The sequence below is a fragment of the Stenotrophomonas sp. YJH_SMC_105-26 genome (assembly GCF_059368915.1).
On sequence record NZ_JCAFSD010000001.1, the window covers coordinates 221,042 to 235,887 of the forward strand.

The following is a 14,846-nucleotide window of genomic DNA, read 5'->3' on the forward strand; positions in this document are numbered from 1 at the left end:
ATACCTGTGGTGGTGCCCCTTCGTGTCCGGTTGGGGGTACAATTTGGCTGTTTGAACGCGCCCGCGCAGGGCTATTCATCTTCCTGCCGGGTCCTTCTGAAGCCATACCCCACAAAGCGAATCAACACCCTCCATCGTGGACAATCAACTGAAGCAGTTTGCGCAATCTTCGCAACTCGCCGGCGGCAACGCCTCCTATGTCGAGGACCTGTACGAGCAGTACCTGGTCTCCCCGGATAGTGTCGATCCCAAATGGAAAACCTACTTCGACGGCTTCAAGGGCCGCGAAGCAGGTGACATTCCGCACTCGGCCGTCATCTCCCACATTGCGGACGCGGCCAAGGATGCGCTGAAGGCAGGTACCGGTAACGGTGCAGGCGACGAGCGCGAGCGCAATGTCGGTCGTCTGATCACCGCCTACCGTTCGCGCGGCCACCTGGACGCCCGCCTCGATCCGCTGGGCCTGGCCGCACCGGTCAATACCCCGGATCTGGGCCTGCCGTTCCACAGCCTGTCCGATGCCGACCTCAACAGCGAGTTCAGCACCGGCGGCGTCGGCGGCCAGCCGCGCATGAAGCTGCGCGACCTGCTGGCACGCCTGAAGGCGACCTACACCGGCTCGATCGGTGCGGAGTTCATGCACATCTCCGAGGTCGAGCAGCGCCAGTGGATCTACAAGAAGCTGGAAGCGGCCGGTGGCAACTACCAGCTGGACGCTGACACCCAGCGCCGCACCCTGGAGCGCCTGACTGCGGCCGAGGGCCTGGAGCGCTACCTGCACACCAAGTACGTCGGCCAGAAGCGGTTCTCGCTGGAAGGCGGCGATTCGCTGATCCCGATGATGGACACCATCATCCGCAACGCCGGCAAGGATGGCGTCAAGGACGTGGTGATCGGCATGGCCCACCGTGGCCGCCTGAACGTGCTGGTCAACACCCTGGGCAAGAACCCGCGCAAGCTGTTCGACGAGTTCGAAGGCAAGTTCGAGCACGACGAGCACGCCTCGGCCGGCGACGTGAAGTACCACATGGGCTTCTCCGCCGACGTCGCCACCGATGGCGGCCCGGTGCACCTGGCGCTGGCGTTCAACCCGTCGCACCTGGAAATCGCCGACCCGGTCGTGGCCGGTTCCGTGCGCTCGCGCCAGGAGCGCCGCAAGGACACCGCGCGCAAGCAGGTCATGCCGATCCTGATCCACGGCGACGCGGCCTTCTCCGGCCAGGGCGTGGTCATGGAACTGTTCCAGATGTCGCAGGCCCGCGGCTTCGCCGTCGGCGGCACCGTGCACATCGTGGTCAACAACCAGGTCGGCTTCACCACCTCCAACCCGCTGGATACGCGTTCCACGCGCTATGCCACCGACGTGGCGAAGATGATCGCCGCGCCGGTGCTGCACGTGAACGGCGATGACCCGGAAGCAGTGGTGTTCGCCGCACAGCTGGCCTTCGAGTTCCGCCAGACGTTTGCCAAGGACGTGGTCATCGACCTGATGTGCTACCGCCGCTGGGGCCACAACGAGGCCGACGAACCGGCGATCACCCAGCCGCTGATGTACCAGGTGATCCGCAAGCACCCGACCACCCGCGAGATGTACGCCGAGCAGCTGGAAAAGGCGGGCGTGATCGCCGCCGGCGCCGGCAAGGCGATGGTCGATGCCTACCGCGAGAAGCTGGACGCCGGTGAAGTGACCACCGAGCTGGCCAAGGTCGAGAAGACCCCGCCGAGCAGCCCCCTGTTCGTCGATTGGCCGAAGCTGCTGGAAGGCAAGCTGTCCGACCCGGTCTCGACCAAGGTCGAGAAGAACAAGCTGGTCGAGCTGGCCAAGCTGATCAACACCATTCCCGATGAAGTGCAGCTGCACTCGCGCGTGGCCAAGGTCTATGACGACCGCCGCAAGATGGCCGCCGGCGAGATCCCGGGCGACTGGGGCTTTGCCGAGAACCTGGCCTACGCCACCCTGCTCGATGAAGGCCATGCACTGCGCCTGGTCGGCCAGGACGTGGGCCGCGGTACGTTCACGCATCGCCACGCGATCCTGCACGACCAGAAGACCGACAACTACTACATGCCGCTGCGGCAGCTGGTGGATTCGCCGGAGAAGGCCACCGTCATCGATTCGCTGCTGAGCGAAGAAGCGGTGATGGCCTACGAGTACGGCTTCTCCACCACCGATCCGAACACGCTGTGCATCTGGGAAGGCCAGTTCGGCGACTTCGCCAACGGTGCCCAGGTGGTGATCGACCAGTTCATCGCCGCCGGTGAAGCCAAGTGGGGCCGCATTTCCGGCCTGACCCTGCTGCTGCCGCATGGCTATGAAGGGCAAGGCCCGGAACACAGCTCGGCGCGCCTGGAGCGCTTCCTGCAGCTGTGCGCGCTGGAGAACATGCTGGTGGTCGTGCCGTCGACCCCGGCCCAGGCCTTCCACATGCTGCGTCGCCAGCTGCACATGACCACCCGCAAGCCGCTGGTGGTGATGTCGCCGAAGTCGCTGCTGCGCCACAAGCTGGCCGTGTCGACCCTGGACGAGCTGGCCAACGGCGAGTTCCAGCACCTGATCGGCGACGCCAACGCAGACGCCAAGAAGGTCAAGCGCGTGGTGCTGTGCTCGGGCAAGGTCTATTACGACCTGCTGGAGGACCAGATCAAGCGTGGCCAGGACGACGTGGCGATCATCCGCGTGGAGCAGCTGTATCCGTTCCCGCGTGCGCTGCTGGCGGCCGAACTGAAGAAGTACGGCAAGGCCACCGACGTGGTGTGGACGCAGGAAGAACCGCAGAACCAGGGCGCGTGGTACCAGATCCGCCACCATCTGCAGTTCTGCCTGGCCGATGGCCAGAACCTGCACTACGCCGGTCGCGCACGTTCGGCCTCGCCGGCTGCCGGTCACATGGCTGACCACGTCCGCGAGCAGCAGCAGCTGATCGCCGACGCACTGGTCAACCCGTTCAACGACACGTTCGCTGAATAATCCTCCCCCTATTTAGAAGACAAACCAGGAAGCTCCCGCAATGGCCACCGAAGTCAAAGCCCCGGTACTGCCCGAATCCGTCGCCGACGGCACCATCGCCACCTGGCACAAGAAGGTGGGCGACGCCGTCAAGCGCGACGAAAACCTGCTTGACCTGGAAACCGACAAGGTCGTCCTGGAAGTGCCGTCGCCGGTCGACGGCGTGCTGAAGGAAATCAAGTTCGCCGAAGGCTCGACCGTGACCTCCAGCCAGGTCGTGGCGATCATCGAGGAAGGCGCCGTTGCAGCTGCTCCGGCACCGACCGCCGAGGCCGCTCCGGCCGCTGCTCCGGCCGCCGCCGCTCCGGCTCCGGCTCCGGCCGCTGCCGCTGCCGCTGCGCCGGCCCCGGCCGCCAAGTCGGCCGCCGATGCGCTGCCGCCGGGCGCCCGCTTCACCGCCATCACTGAAGGCGTGAACCCGGCCGATGTCGACGGCACCGGCCGTCGCGGCGCGGTCACCAAGGAAGACATCGTCAACTTCGCCCGCAACGGCGGCGCCGGCAAGGCCGGTGGCGCACGCCCGGAAGAGCGCGTGCCGATGACCCGCATCCGCAAGCGCATCGCCGAGCGCCTGATGGAGTCGAAGAACTCCACCGCGATGCTGACCACCTTCAACGAAGTCGACCTGTCCAAGGTGTCGGCGGCGCGCAAGGAACTGCAGGACGAGTTCGTCAAGGCACACGGCATCAAGCTGGGCTTCATGAGCTTCTTCGTGAAGGCCGCCGCCAACGCGCTGCAGCGCTTCCCGCTGGTCAACGCCTCGATCGACGGCGACGACATCATCTATCACGGCTACTCGGACATCTCGATCGCCGTCTCGACCGAGAAGGGCCTGGTCACGCCGGTGCTGCGCAACGTCGAGCGCATGTCGTTCGCCGACATCGAGAAGACCATCGCCGACTACGCCAAGAAGGCCCGTGACGGCAAGCTGGGCCTGGAAGAACTGCAGGGCGGCACCTTCACCGTGACCAACGGCGGCACCTTCGGTTCGCTGCTGTCGACCCCGATCATCAACCCGCCGCAGAGCGCCATTCTGGGCATGCACGCCATCAAGGAGCGTCCGATCGCCCAGAACGGCCAGGTCGTGATCGCGCCGATGATGTACCTGGCGCTGTCCTACGACCACCGCATCATCGACGGCAAGGACTCGGTGCAGTTCCTGGTGGACATCAAGAACCAGCTGGAAAACCCGGGCCGCATGCTGTTCGGCCTGTAAGACACCTCCCGCCCCTCCGCGCCTGCGCGGAGGGGTTCTGGTAATGCATCAAGGAATAATTCAATGGCTGAACAATTCGACGTCGTCGTCATCGGTGCCGGCCCGGCCGGTTACCACGCTGCCATCCGCGCGGCCCAGCTGGGCCTGAAGACCGCCTGCATCGATGCAGCGCTGGGCAAGGACGGCAAGCCGGCCCTCGGCGGCACCTGCCTGCGCGTGGGCTGCATCCCGTCCAAGGCGCTGCTGGATTCCTCGCGCCAGTTCTGGAACATGGGCCACATCTTTGGCGACCACGGCATCAGCTTCAAGGATGCCAAGATCGACGTCGAGGCGATGGTTGGCCGCAAGGACAAGATCGTCAAGCAGTTCACCGGCGGCATCGGCATGCTGTTCAAGGCCAACAAGGTCGCCGCCTACTACGGCTTCGGTGAACTGCAGCCGGGCAACGTGGTCAAGGTCACCCAGCATGACGGTTCCATCGTCGAGCTGAAGGGCACCAACGTCATCATCGCGGCCGGTTCGGATTCGATCGAACTGCCGTTCGCCAAGTTCGACGGCGAGACCATCGTCGACAACGTTGGCGGCCTGGACTTCACCGAAGTGCCGAACCGCCTGGCCGTGATCGGCGCCGGCGTGATCGGCCTGGAACTGGGCAGCGTGTGGAAGCGCCTGGGCGCTGAAGTCACCATCCTGGAAGCCATGCCGGAGTTCCTGGCGGCTGCCGATGCCGAAGTGGCCAAGGCGGCTGCCAAGGAATTCAAGAAGCAGGGCCTGGACATCAAGCTCAATGCCAAGGTCTCCAAGACCGAGATCACCGGCAAGGGCAAGAAGAAGGAAGTCATCGTCACCTACACCGACGCGGAAGGCGAAAAGACCCTGACCGTGGACAAGCTGCTGGTGGCCGTTGGCCGTCGCGCCGCCACCAAGGGCCTGCTGGCCGAAGGCACCGGCGTCAAGATCAACGAGCGCGGCCAGATCGAAGTCGATGCGCACTGCCACACCGGCGTCAACGGTGTGTGGGCAGTCGGGGACTGCGTGCGCGGCCCGATGCTGGCGCACAAGGGCTTCGAGGAAGGCATCGCGGTGGCTGAGCTGATCGCCGGCCTGCCGGGCCACGTCAACTTCGACACCATCCCGTGGGTCATCTACACCGAACCGGAACTGGCCTGGGTCGGCAAGACCGAAGCGCAGCTGAAGGCCGAAGGCATTCCGTACAAGGCCGGCAGCTTCCCGTTCGCCGCCAACGGCCGTGCCGTGGCGATGATCGAGCCGGCAGGCTTCGTGAAGATCCTGGCCCATGCCGAAACCGATCGCATCCTCGGCATGCACCTGGTCGGCGCCAACGTCTCCGAGCTGGTGCACGAAGGCGTGCTGACCATGGAGTTCAGCGGTTCGGCCGATGACCTGGCCCGCATCTGCCACGCCCACCCGTCGCTGTCGGAAGTGGTCCACGACGCGGCGATGGCGGTCAGCAAGCGCGCCATCCACAAGGCGAACTGATCGGCATCATGGTAGGTGCCGACCGTTGGTCGGCACTCACCTGCAGACGAAAAACCCCGCCCCGGCGGGGTTTTTTGTTGCCCGTTCCCTGTAGCGCCGAGCCCACGCTCGGCTGCCCTGCAAAGGCCGCCGAGCATGGGCCCGGCGCTACACCTTTCCAGCCGGCTTCTTCGGTGGATCCTCACAGACCCTGTGCTGTACCACCGTATCGCCGGCCTTCCATTGCTTGACCACCCGGCAGCGCGCCTCGGCTTTCGGCGCAGGGACCGCCGCTGCATTGGCTTCGTCAGCCGCAGCGCTCTGCTCGCGCTCCAGCCACGCCGACGGGGGTACCGGGGGTGCGGCCAGCACCGGGCCTGGCAACAGGACCAGACCGGCCAGCAGCACCCTCCTCATGCGGGAACCGCCCGGCCGCCAAGCAACCGCGCCGGCAGCATGAACAGCGCGCGCAGGAAGGCGAACAACGCCGAGAAGGTGATGCCGACCAGGCGGAACGGCAGGCTCAGCAGCCACACGAGCGGCCAGGCGATCAGGGCGAGGATCGCCAGCGGCCAGCACAGCACGAACAGCAGGCACCACACACCGAGCGCGAACAGGGTCTTCATCACGGTCTCCTTGGGGCGGCACCCTGCCGCCTGCGGACACCTTGGCGCCCTGCCCTCGCCGCCGGCAAACGGTTTGCGACGAAACCCGGGCTGGGGGCGATGAAATCCGGTGCAGGGCCGTCGTTGTAGAGCCGAGCCCGCGCTCGGCTGCTCTTCGTTGCGATCACAGAAAACCCGCGCTGCGCGCGACAGCCGAGCGTGGGCTCGGCTCTACAGGAGCTGCACCGCGCCCGGGCGGCCATGGGTCACCTGGAATCGCGCCGCGGTACGCACTGCGGCATCCGGGCGCAGCACGCTGTCGGCGAAGCGGAGCTCGGCGTCCACGGTCTGCCGGTTCAGCTGCAGCTCCCACCAGCCGCGGCGGTCGCCGTCGAAATAGCGGATATGCGGGTTCTGCGGAATCGATGGCCCGTAGTACGGCCCGTACGGCGTGTCGTCGCCGCCACTGCTGATCGCCGGGGCGATGAATTCGGTGGCCACGACCGGCGCGCTGGCCGCGTCGAAATCCAGCTTCAGGTCATTGACGAAGGTGGAATGCCAGTCGCCGCCCAGCACGATGGCATTGCCCTGCCCGCCCGCCTGCATCGCCTGCAGCAGACGCCTGCGTGCAGCGGGATAGCCATCCCACGCGTCGTTCCAGAAGCGCTCGCGTGGCGTGCCGCCGTCCAGCCGCAGCTGCGCCATCAGCAGCTGCTGCACCACCACGTTCCAGCGCGTGCCCTGCGCGGCGGCCATCGACTGCGTGAACCACGCTTCCTGCCCCGTGCCGAGCATGCTCATGCGCGGATCCAGCGCCGCTTCGCAGCGCGGTGACTCGCCCACACCGCAGGGATTGGCCGGGCGGAACTGGCGGCAGTCGAGCAGGGTCAGCTGTGCCAGATCGCCGTAACGCAGGCGCCGGTGCACGCGCAGGCCGCCATTGCCCGCAGGCGTGCTGCGCATCGGCAGGTGTTCGTAGAACGCGCGGTAGGCCGCCGCGCGGCGAACGATGAAGTCCTCGATCGACACGCCGGGCTTCTCCGGATGGATGCCCGAGTAGTCGTTCTGCACCTCGTGATCGTCCCAGATCACCGCGAAGCCGTGTGCGGCATGGGCCGCCTGTAGATCCGGGTCGAGCTTGTACAGCGCGTACTGGTCACGGTAGCGCTCCAGGCTCACCGTCTCGCCAGTGAAACGCGCCGCGTCCAGCGTGCTGCCACGCGCGTTCTGCAGCGGGCTGTACTCGTACAGGTAGTCGCCGGCATGCAGCACGAGGTCGACATCGCTCCGTGCGATATCACGCAGCACCGGATAGTAGCCACTGTTCCAGGCCTGGCAGGTGCACAGGGCCAGCCGCAGCTGCTGCAGCTGCGTGTCCGGTAGCGACGCGGTGCGGAAGTGGCCGACCGCGCTTTCCTCATCGCCATCGCAGGCGAAGCGGTAGTAGTAGTCGCGGCCCGGGCGCAGGCCATTGACCTCCACGTGCACCGAATGGGCCAGCTCAGGCACCGCGGCTGCAGTACCCCGCTGCACCAGCCGGCGCATGCCGGCGTCTTCGGCCACGAACCAGCGCACCGGCACCGCCCGCGACGGCATGCCGCCGCCGTTGAGCGGGTCCGGCGCCAGCCGCGTCCACAACACGGCCCCCTGTGGATCCGGATCACCGGCGGCGACACCAAGGGTGAACGGATCACGCCCCAGCCGCGGCCGTGGGCCGGCCGTGGCCAGCCCCGGCATCGCCGCCAGCGCGATCGCCGCCCCCGTGCCCTGCCACGCCATGCGCAGCAGGCGACGACGGCGTTCCGGATCCACAGGCCCGCGCATCAGAAGCGCACGGTGGCGGTGGCCATCACCTGGCGCGGCGCGCCGACCTGCATGGTCGCCAGGCTGCGGGTCGGGTCGGCGGCGTAGGTGCCGTTGGTGTTGATCGAGGACAGGTAGCGCTTGTCGGTCAGGTTGGTCAGGTTCAGCGCCATGGTCAGGTTCTGCGCCGGGCCCAGCGCGCCGAAGTCATAGGCCACGGAGGCATTGACCAGCCAGTAGCTCGGCACCGACTCGTCGTTGGTATAGGTCACGTAGCGCTTGCCGACGTGGTTGGCCGACAGGCGCATGTCCCACGGGCCCGGGGTCCAGGCCAGGGTGCTGGCGAACATCCATTCGGGGGTGTCGACGGTCTTCTTGCCGCGGGTCGGCACCACGCCATTGTTCACGTAGTCGTTGTCGTAGGTGCTGTCATTCCAGGACAGCGCGTTGGACCAGGCCAGGTCCTGCATCGGCTTCAGCTGCAGTGTCGCCTCGGCGCCGCGGCTGGTCACCGAACCGACGTTGGAGAACAGCGCCGGGCAGCCGAGGATGCCCACGCACTGGGCGATCGCCAGCAGGCGGTTGTCGAACTTGACGTCGTACACCGCAACCGAGGCTTCATAGCCCTTCCCGTAGCCGCGCCAGCCCAGTTCCAGGGTGCGTGACTGTTCCGGCTTCAAGTCCTGCGCGCTGGCATCGAACGCCGCCTGCGGCACGTTGAACGGGCTGCCCACGCCCAACGCGTAGGCGGCGATGTTCCTGGCGAACGAACCGAAGATCTCGTTGCCTTCGTTGAGCTTGAAGTTGAAACCCGCCTGAGGCAGCAGGCCCTTCTTCGAAGTCAGGCTGCTGTTGTTGGCATAGCTGCCCAGTGGCGTGCGCACGCGGGTGCGGGTGTGCGGCGACTTCGCACCGATGTCGATGGTCAGCCGGTCATCGAACAGGCGGAAGCGGTCCTGCACGTAGAACTGGCGGGTGATGGTGGTGTAGCGCTGGTGCCACACGCGCTGGTCCGGGTTGCGCAGGAAGAAGTCATCGGTGACCGGGCCGTCGATGTAGTAGAAGTTGCGCTGCACGCTGTGGCCGTTGTCCTCGTACCAGAGGCCGGCTTCCAGGTCGTGGCCGCCGACGTTCCAGGTGAACGCCGAGGTCACGCCGGTACGGTCGATCGCGTACTCGGTGGTGCGGATCGAGATCGGAATCTCGCGACCGGTGCCCGGGTTGGACGGATTGGACGGGCTGAACCAGTGGCCCTGGCCACGGTTGCTGTGGTTGTAGACGTTGACCTTCAGCCGCATCGACTCGTTCAGGCCGAAATCGCCGGCGATGCTGGACAGGTCATCGTTGCGCAGGCCGTGGCCGGAGTAGTACGCATCCCAGGGGCTGTTGACGCCGCCCGTGAACCTGCCGCGCGCGGCGGCGACGGCACGATCCCAGTCCGGCGCGTAGTTGTCCCAGTCCCAGCCAAGGCGATCGATCATCTCCAGCGACAGGTCCTGGTAGTCCGCCTCGACGCGGCGCGAGGCGTTGAACAGCGCGGTGATCCTGCTGTCCGTTCCGAAATTGTAGGTGGCCTTGCCGTTGAACTGTTTCAGCTCCTGCGAGCCCTTGCCCTTCCACTTGTCGCCTTCGGAGTACACGCCGGACAGATAGGCCGCAAAGCCCTGGTGCTCACCGGTCTCCAGGCGCGCATAGCTGCGCCGCGCGCTGTCGCTGCCGAAGCCCTGCGCCAGCACCACGCCGTACTCGGTGGACGGATCGATCGAATAGAACTGGAACACGCCACCGAGGTTGCTGGTGGACGGCGTACCCAGCGCGCCGATGCCGGTGGACACTTCGGCTCCGCCCAGGTTCTCGCTGATCACGGCACGGCTGATGTGCAGGCCGTTGCTGTTGCCATAGGCCATGTTGCCCAGCGGGATGCCATCGAGCGTGTAGCCCAGGCGGCTCTGGTTGAAGCCACGCAGGCTGATGGTGGTGGACCATTCGTAGGCGCCGGTGGCATCGGCCGACTCGAAGTGAACGCCCGGCTTGCTGGCCAGCAGCTTCAGTGGGTTCGCACCGGGCGGCAGGATCTTCATGTCCTCGGCGGTCACGCGCTGCACCTGGCGGGCTTCACCGCGGCCGATCACCGAGATCGAATCGAGGGTGGTCGCCGACGGTGCGTCGGGGGCGGGGGCGGTTTCAGCGGCAGCGAGCGACGGCAGCGAAGCACAGACCAGCAGGGCCAGCAGATTGCGGCGAAGCGGAGCGTGGGACGACATGGAGGCGGATTCCTTGGGCACGCTGGACGCCGAAGGGCGGCGTCGAAGAGCAGCAGCGGCGGAATCGTAGAAGCGGCGCGTTACATGTCATTTACACGCCACATGCGGAATCCTTGCGTTCCGAATGGTCTACCGTCCGGAAGGCGATTGCCGGCCAGCGGCCGGCATGGCCGTTATTCGAACGAGCCGACCGAATCGTGGGCCAGGTTGTCGAAGCGGGTGTACTCGCCGAAGAACTTCAGCTTGCACGAGCCGGTCGGGCCACCACGGTGCTTGCCGATGATGATCTCGGCCAGGCCCTTGTCCGGCGAGTTTTCCTTGTTGTAGTAGTCGTCGCGGTAGATGAACACGATCATGTCCGCGTCCTGCTCGATTGCGCCCGACTCGCGAAGGTCGGCCATCACCGGGCGCTTGTCGGTACGCGTTTCCAGCGAGCGGTTGAGCTGTGACAGCGCGATCACCGGCACATTCAATTCCTTGGCCAGGCCCTTCAACGAACGCGAGATCTCCGAGATTTCGGTCGCGCGGTTTTCGCTGTTGCCGGGCACGCTCATCAGCTGCAGGTAGTCGATCACGATCAGGCCGAGGTCATGCTCGCGCTTGAGGCGGCGGCACTTGGAGCGCAGCACTTCCGGCGACACGCCCGGCGTATCGTCGATGAAGATCTTGGTTTCCTTCAGCATCTTGATCGCGCTGGTGACGCGGCTCCAGTCCTCGTCTTCCAGCTGGCCGGTACGCAGGCGCTGCGCGTTGATGCGGCCATTGGAGGAAATCAGGCGCATCGCCAGCTGCGATGCCGACATTTCCATCGAGAACACCGCCACGCCCTTCTTCGACTTGATCGCCGCGTACTCGGCGATGTTCAGCGCGAAGGTGGTCTTGCCCATGGCCGGGCGCGCGGCGAGGATGATCAGATCGGTCGGCTGCAGGCCGGCGGTCATCGCATCGAAATCGGTGTACCCGGTCGGCAGGCCGGTGATGTTGCCGCCGTTCTCGAAGCGGTTGCGCAGCTCCTCGAATGCATCCTTCAGCGCACCGGGCATGGCCACGAAATCGGTGCGACCACGTGCGCCCTGTTCGGCAATGGCGAACACGCTCTTTTCCGCCGAGGCCAGCAGCTCGCTGCTGTCGCGGCCTTCGGGCTGGAAACCGTCGTTGACGATGTCGGTGCCCACCTGGATCAGCTGGCGCAACACTGCCTTGTCACGCACGATCTCGGCGTAGGCCACGATGTTGGCAGCCGACGGCGTGGTACTGGCCAGTTCGATCAGGTAGGCGCCGTCGCCCACCAGTTCCATCTTGCCCTGCGACTCGAACCACTCGCCCAGGGTCACCGCATCGAACGGACGCTCGCGCTCGGACAGCTCGCGGATCGCCCGATAGATCATCTGGTGGTCGCGACGGTAGAAGTCGCCTTCGGTCAGCTGGTCATTGACCCGGTCATACGCTTCGGGCGCCAGCATCAGCCCCCCCAGCACCGCCTGCTCGGCTTCCACCGAATGCGGCGGTACCCGCAACTGGTCGATGCGCGACTCGTCGCGATCGCGATCGAAGCCATCACCGCGCTCTCTGCGGTTGGAACGGAAGCCGGGACGAGCGGACATGCTGCGGTGTTTCCTGCAAAAGTGGGCCAGACGAGTGTAGGCATGCGCCGACCCCGGCGACCATGGACAAGCCTGTGGATAAGCCGTGGAGAAACGGGGGATATCCGCCGGCGCCTGGCCAGACTGGCGTGGGGGCGTCGCACTGCCTGCGACAGGCGCCATTGCGGCACCCGAGCGGAGCATTATCGCAGATCAGGCGCCACGGGTCGGAGCCCGTCGCTGCGCGTCAGGATCCGACCCCGGGCGTGGTTGGGGTCGGATCCCTCTGCGACGCAGAACTCCGACCCCGCAGGCGTCAATCGCCCTTGACGTGCACCGCGATCAGCGCCAGGAACCGGTCCACGTAGCCCTGCAGGAACTTCTGCGTGCCCTCGTTGTGGATCGTGCCGTCGGCATCGATCAGGCCCTCCTTGAAGTGGATGAACGCCTCGGGCTGCCCAAGCACATGCATGTCCAGGAAGGCCAGGGTGTTGCGCAGGTGCTGCTGGGCCACGGCGGTACCGATCTGGCCGATGGAGGCGCCGATCACCGCCGCCGGCTTGCCGGCAAACGCACTGTCACCGTAGGGACGCGAGCCGATATCGATGGCGTTCTTGAGCACGCCCGGCACCGACCGGTTGTATTCGGGGGTGACGAACAGCACCGCGTCGGCGGCGCGCACCTGGTCCTTCAGCCGGGTACCCTGCGCCGGGTACTGCGCGTCGAAGTCCTGGTCATACAACGGCAGGTCGCCGATCTGCACGTACTGGAAGCGTGCGCGATCACCGGCGATCTTCTCCAGCGCATGGGCCAGCTTGCGGTTGCACGAGTCCTTGCGCAGGCTGCCGACGAACACGGCGATGGTGGGGACGGACATCGGGACATACTCCTCATGGTGCGGGAGGCCCAGCCTAGTCGCCGGGCCCGTGCAGGCCGGTGAAGATCAGCCGCCCACAATGCCTGCGCGCACCTGCCGCCAATGCGCCTGCCAGGCCTGGAACATCAGCACGTTCCACAGATGGGTATGCCACTTGCGCTGCCCTCCCAGGAACTGCTGCCACAGCGGCTGCACCGCCGCCGCCGACAGCACGCCCTCACGCTCCAGCCGCGCCGGCTGCAGCAGGTCCTCGGCCCAGGGCCGCAGGTCGCCTTTCAGCCAGTCACTGACCGGCGCGCCGAAACCGCGCTTGGGACGGTGCACCATCGAATGCGGCACGTAACGGCCCAGCACGCGCTTGAGCAGCACCTTGCTGGTGGTCTCGCTGCGCTTGAAGCCCAGCGGCAGCGACCAGGCGAACTCGGCCACCCGCCAGTCCAGCAGCGGTGCGCGCGCCTCCAGGCTGACCGCCATCGAGGTGCGGTCGACCTTGCACAACAGATCGTCCGGCAGGTAGGTCACGAAATCGGCCAGCATCATCGCGTCGGCCGGCGTACCCGCGCCGTGCAGCGGATCGGCCAGGTCGTAGAAGCTGCCGGCGGCCCGCGCGCCGGTCACCGCCGCGGCCGGGTCGCGCCAGCGCGAGATGCGGTTGCGGTAGACGTCGCCGATGCCACGCGCACCGGTCTCGGCCAGCAGCGCGGCCAGGCCGCCGGTGCGCGAGGCTTCGCCCTGCTGCTGCGCACGCGCGCCCATCAAGCGCCGCAGCGGCCCCGGCACGCGGCCGAGCATCTGCCAGTTGCGCAGCGCGCGTACATACCGGGTATAGCCGAAGAACAGCTCATCGCCACCGTCACCAGACAGCGCCACGGTCACGCCCTGCCGCGCCAGCCGGGCGACCAGCGCGGTCGGCACCTGCGACGCGTCGGCAAAAGGCTCATCGAACATCGCCGGCAACTGCGGCACCACCGCCAGCGCGTCGGCGCCGCTGACGTACAACTCGGTATGGTCACAGCCCAGGTGGGCCGCCAGCTCCCGGGCCAGCGGCGCCTCGTCATGTCCCGAATCGGTGAAGCCGATGCTGAAGCTGTGCACCGGCTGCCCGCTCTGGGCCTGCATCAGCGACGCCACCAGTGAGGAATCGGTGCCACCAGACAGGAATACGCCGACCGGCACGTCGGCCACCATGCGTAGCGCCACCGCGTCGCGCAGCAGCGTGTCCAGCTGTTCCTCGGCGTCCTCGATGCGGCCCTGGAAGGGTGCGGCCAGCGCCGCCTGCATGCGCGCGCGCGCATCCCAGTACGGCCGCTGTGCCTGTTCCGGACGATGCGCGGATGCGCCGGCAGCGACGGCCGCCGCGTCCAGGCGCAACACCCGGCCCGGCATCAGCTTGTAGCAGCGCTGGTGGATGCTGTGCGGCGCCGGGATGTAATCCAGCCGCAGCAGCAAGGTGAGCGCATCGCGGTCGATGTCGTTGTCGAACGCCGGGTGCTGCCAGAGCGCCTTCAGTTCCGAACCGAACACCAGCGTGTCGCCGGCCCAGCCGTAGTACAGCGGCTTCTTGCCGACGCGGTCGCGGGCCAGCCACAGGCAACGCTCCTGGCGGTCCCACAGCGCGATGGCGAACATGCCGTTGCAGCGCTGCAGGGTGTCTTCCACGCCCCATTGCAGGATCGCCGCCAGCAGTACTTCGGTGTCGGAATGGCCGCGGAAGGCATGCCCCAGCGGCTCCAGTTCCTCGCGCAGGGCGGCGAAGTTGTAGACCTCGCCGTTGTAGGCCATCACGTAGCGGCCGTCGGCCGAGGCCATCGGCTGGTGGCCCAGCGGGGACAGGTCGAGGATGCTCAGGCGGCGATGCGCCAGCGCGATGCCCGCCTCGGCATCGACCCAGCTGCCGCCATCATCGGGCCCGCGGTGGTGCAGCGCCTGGCCCATGGACAGGGCCTGCGCCTGCAGCGCCTCGGCCGACGCCAGCGGCGCCGGCAACAACATTCCCGCCAATCCACACATGC

10 protein-coding genes are annotated in these 14,846 nt (G+C 66.7%); 3 read left to right on the forward strand and 7 right to left on the reverse strand.

The window, feature by feature from the left end:
• The first annotated feature begins 136 nt into the window (after positions 1-136).
• The 3 genes from AC5P7F_RS01140 (at position 137) to lpdA (ending at position 5,723) form a co-directional block, all read left to right on the forward strand.
• Positions 137-2,968 (forward strand): 2-oxoglutarate dehydrogenase E1 component, encoded by a 2,832-nt coding sequence (locus tag AC5P7F_RS01140; protein WP_014647701.1) that lies wholly within the window; start codon positions 137-139, stop codon positions 2,966-2,968.
• A gap of 40 nt (positions 2,969-3,008) precedes the next feature.
• Positions 3,009-4,223: a dihydrolipoyllysine-residue succinyltransferase gene (gene sucB, locus AC5P7F_RS01145; RefSeq protein ID WP_126411156.1), complete on the forward strand. Its 1,215-nt coding sequence runs from the start codon at positions 3,009-3,011 to the stop codon at positions 4,221-4,223.
• 63 nt (positions 4,224-4,286) lie between these two features.
• On the forward strand, positions 4,287-5,723 hold the full coding sequence (gene lpdA / locus AC5P7F_RS01150) for a dihydrolipoyl dehydrogenase (protein WP_014647703.1): 1,437 nt from the start codon (positions 4,287-4,289) through the stop codon (positions 5,721-5,723).
• A 147-nt stretch (positions 5,724-5,870) separates the two neighbouring features.
• On the opposite strand, the gene AC5P7F_RS01155 is transcribed toward lpdA, so the two are convergent.
• The 7 genes from AC5P7F_RS01155 to asnB form a co-directional block, all read right to left on the reverse strand.
• Entirely contained in the window at positions 5,871-6,119 is a 249-nt protein-coding gene (locus AC5P7F_RS01155; protein WP_053495588.1) for a hypothetical protein, read from the reverse strand.
• The gene (locus AC5P7F_RS01160) at positions 6,116-6,328 is read right to left on the reverse strand and encodes a hypothetical protein (protein WP_032958903.1); all 213 of its coding nucleotides are present in this window, start codon (positions 6,326-6,328) and stop codon (positions 6,116-6,118) included. Before AC5P7F_RS01160 ends, AC5P7F_RS01155 begins: the two co-directional genes overlap by 4 nt.
• Before the next feature lie 210 nt (positions 6,329-6,538).
• Positions 6,539-8,131 (reverse strand): alkaline phosphatase D family protein, encoded by a 1,593-nt coding sequence (locus AC5P7F_RS01165; RefSeq protein ID WP_197602847.1) that lies wholly within the window; start codon positions 8,129-8,131, stop codon positions 6,539-6,541.
• On the reverse strand, positions 8,131-10,374 hold the full coding sequence (locus tag AC5P7F_RS01170; protein ID WP_053495590.1) for a TonB-dependent receptor family protein: 2,244 nt from the start codon (positions 10,372-10,374) through the stop codon (positions 8,131-8,133). The genes AC5P7F_RS01165 and AC5P7F_RS01170 overlap by 1 nt, the downstream gene beginning before the upstream one ends.
• Before the next feature lie 173 nt (positions 10,375-10,547).
• The gene (locus AC5P7F_RS01175) at positions 10,548-11,978 is read right to left on the reverse strand and encodes a replicative DNA helicase (protein ID WP_014647708.1); all 1,431 of its coding nucleotides are present in this window, start codon (positions 11,976-11,978) and stop codon (positions 10,548-10,550) included.
• 295 nt (positions 11,979-12,273) lie between these two features.
• The gene (locus AC5P7F_RS01180) at positions 12,274-12,834 is read right to left on the reverse strand and encodes an NADPH-dependent FMN reductase (RefSeq protein ID WP_014647710.1); all 561 of its coding nucleotides are present in this window, start codon (positions 12,832-12,834) and stop codon (positions 12,274-12,276) included.
• 66 nt (positions 12,835-12,900) lie between these two features.
• The gene (gene asnB, locus AC5P7F_RS01185; protein ID WP_164077324.1) at positions 12,901-14,844 is read right to left on the reverse strand and encodes an asparagine synthase (glutamine-hydrolyzing); all 1,944 of its coding nucleotides are present in this window, start codon (positions 14,842-14,844) and stop codon (positions 12,901-12,903) included.
• Positions 14,845-14,846: the final 2 nt, after the last annotated feature.

Bases quoted from the DNA above. Each gene is read 5' to 3' on its own strand.
- sucB (WP_126411156.1), top strand. From the start codon at position 3,009: ATGGCCACCGAAGTCAAAGCCCCGGTACTGCCCGAATCCGTCGCCGAC.
- lpdA (WP_014647703.1), top strand. From the start codon at position 4,287: ATGGCTGAACAATTCGACGTCGTCGTCATCGGTGCCGGCCCGGCCGGT.
- AC5P7F_RS01155 (WP_053495588.1), bottom strand. From the start codon at position 6,119: ATGAGGAGGGTGCTGCTGGCCGGTCTGGTCCTGTTGCCAGGCCCGGTG.
- AC5P7F_RS01160 (WP_032958903.1), bottom strand. From the start codon at position 6,328: ATGAAGACCCTGTTCGCGCTCGGTGTGTGGTGCCTGCTGTTCGTGCTG.
- AC5P7F_RS01165 (WP_197602847.1), bottom strand. From the start codon at position 8,131: ATGCGCGGGCCTGTGGATCCGGAACGCCGTCGTCGCCTGCTGCGCATG.
- AC5P7F_RS01170 (WP_053495590.1), bottom strand. From the start codon at position 10,374: ATGTCGTCCCACGCTCCGCTTCGCCGCAATCTGCTGGCCCTGCTGGTC.
- AC5P7F_RS01175 (WP_014647708.1), bottom strand. From the start codon at position 11,978: ATGTCCGCTCGTCCCGGCTTCCGTTCCAACCGCAGAGAGCGCGGTGAT.
- AC5P7F_RS01180 (WP_014647710.1), bottom strand. From the start codon at position 12,834: ATGTCCGTCCCCACCATCGCCGTGTTCGTCGGCAGCCTGCGCAAGGAC.
- asnB (WP_164077324.1), bottom strand. From the start codon at position 14,844: ATGTGTGGATTGGCGGGAATGTTGTTGCCGGCGCCGCTGGCGTCGGCC.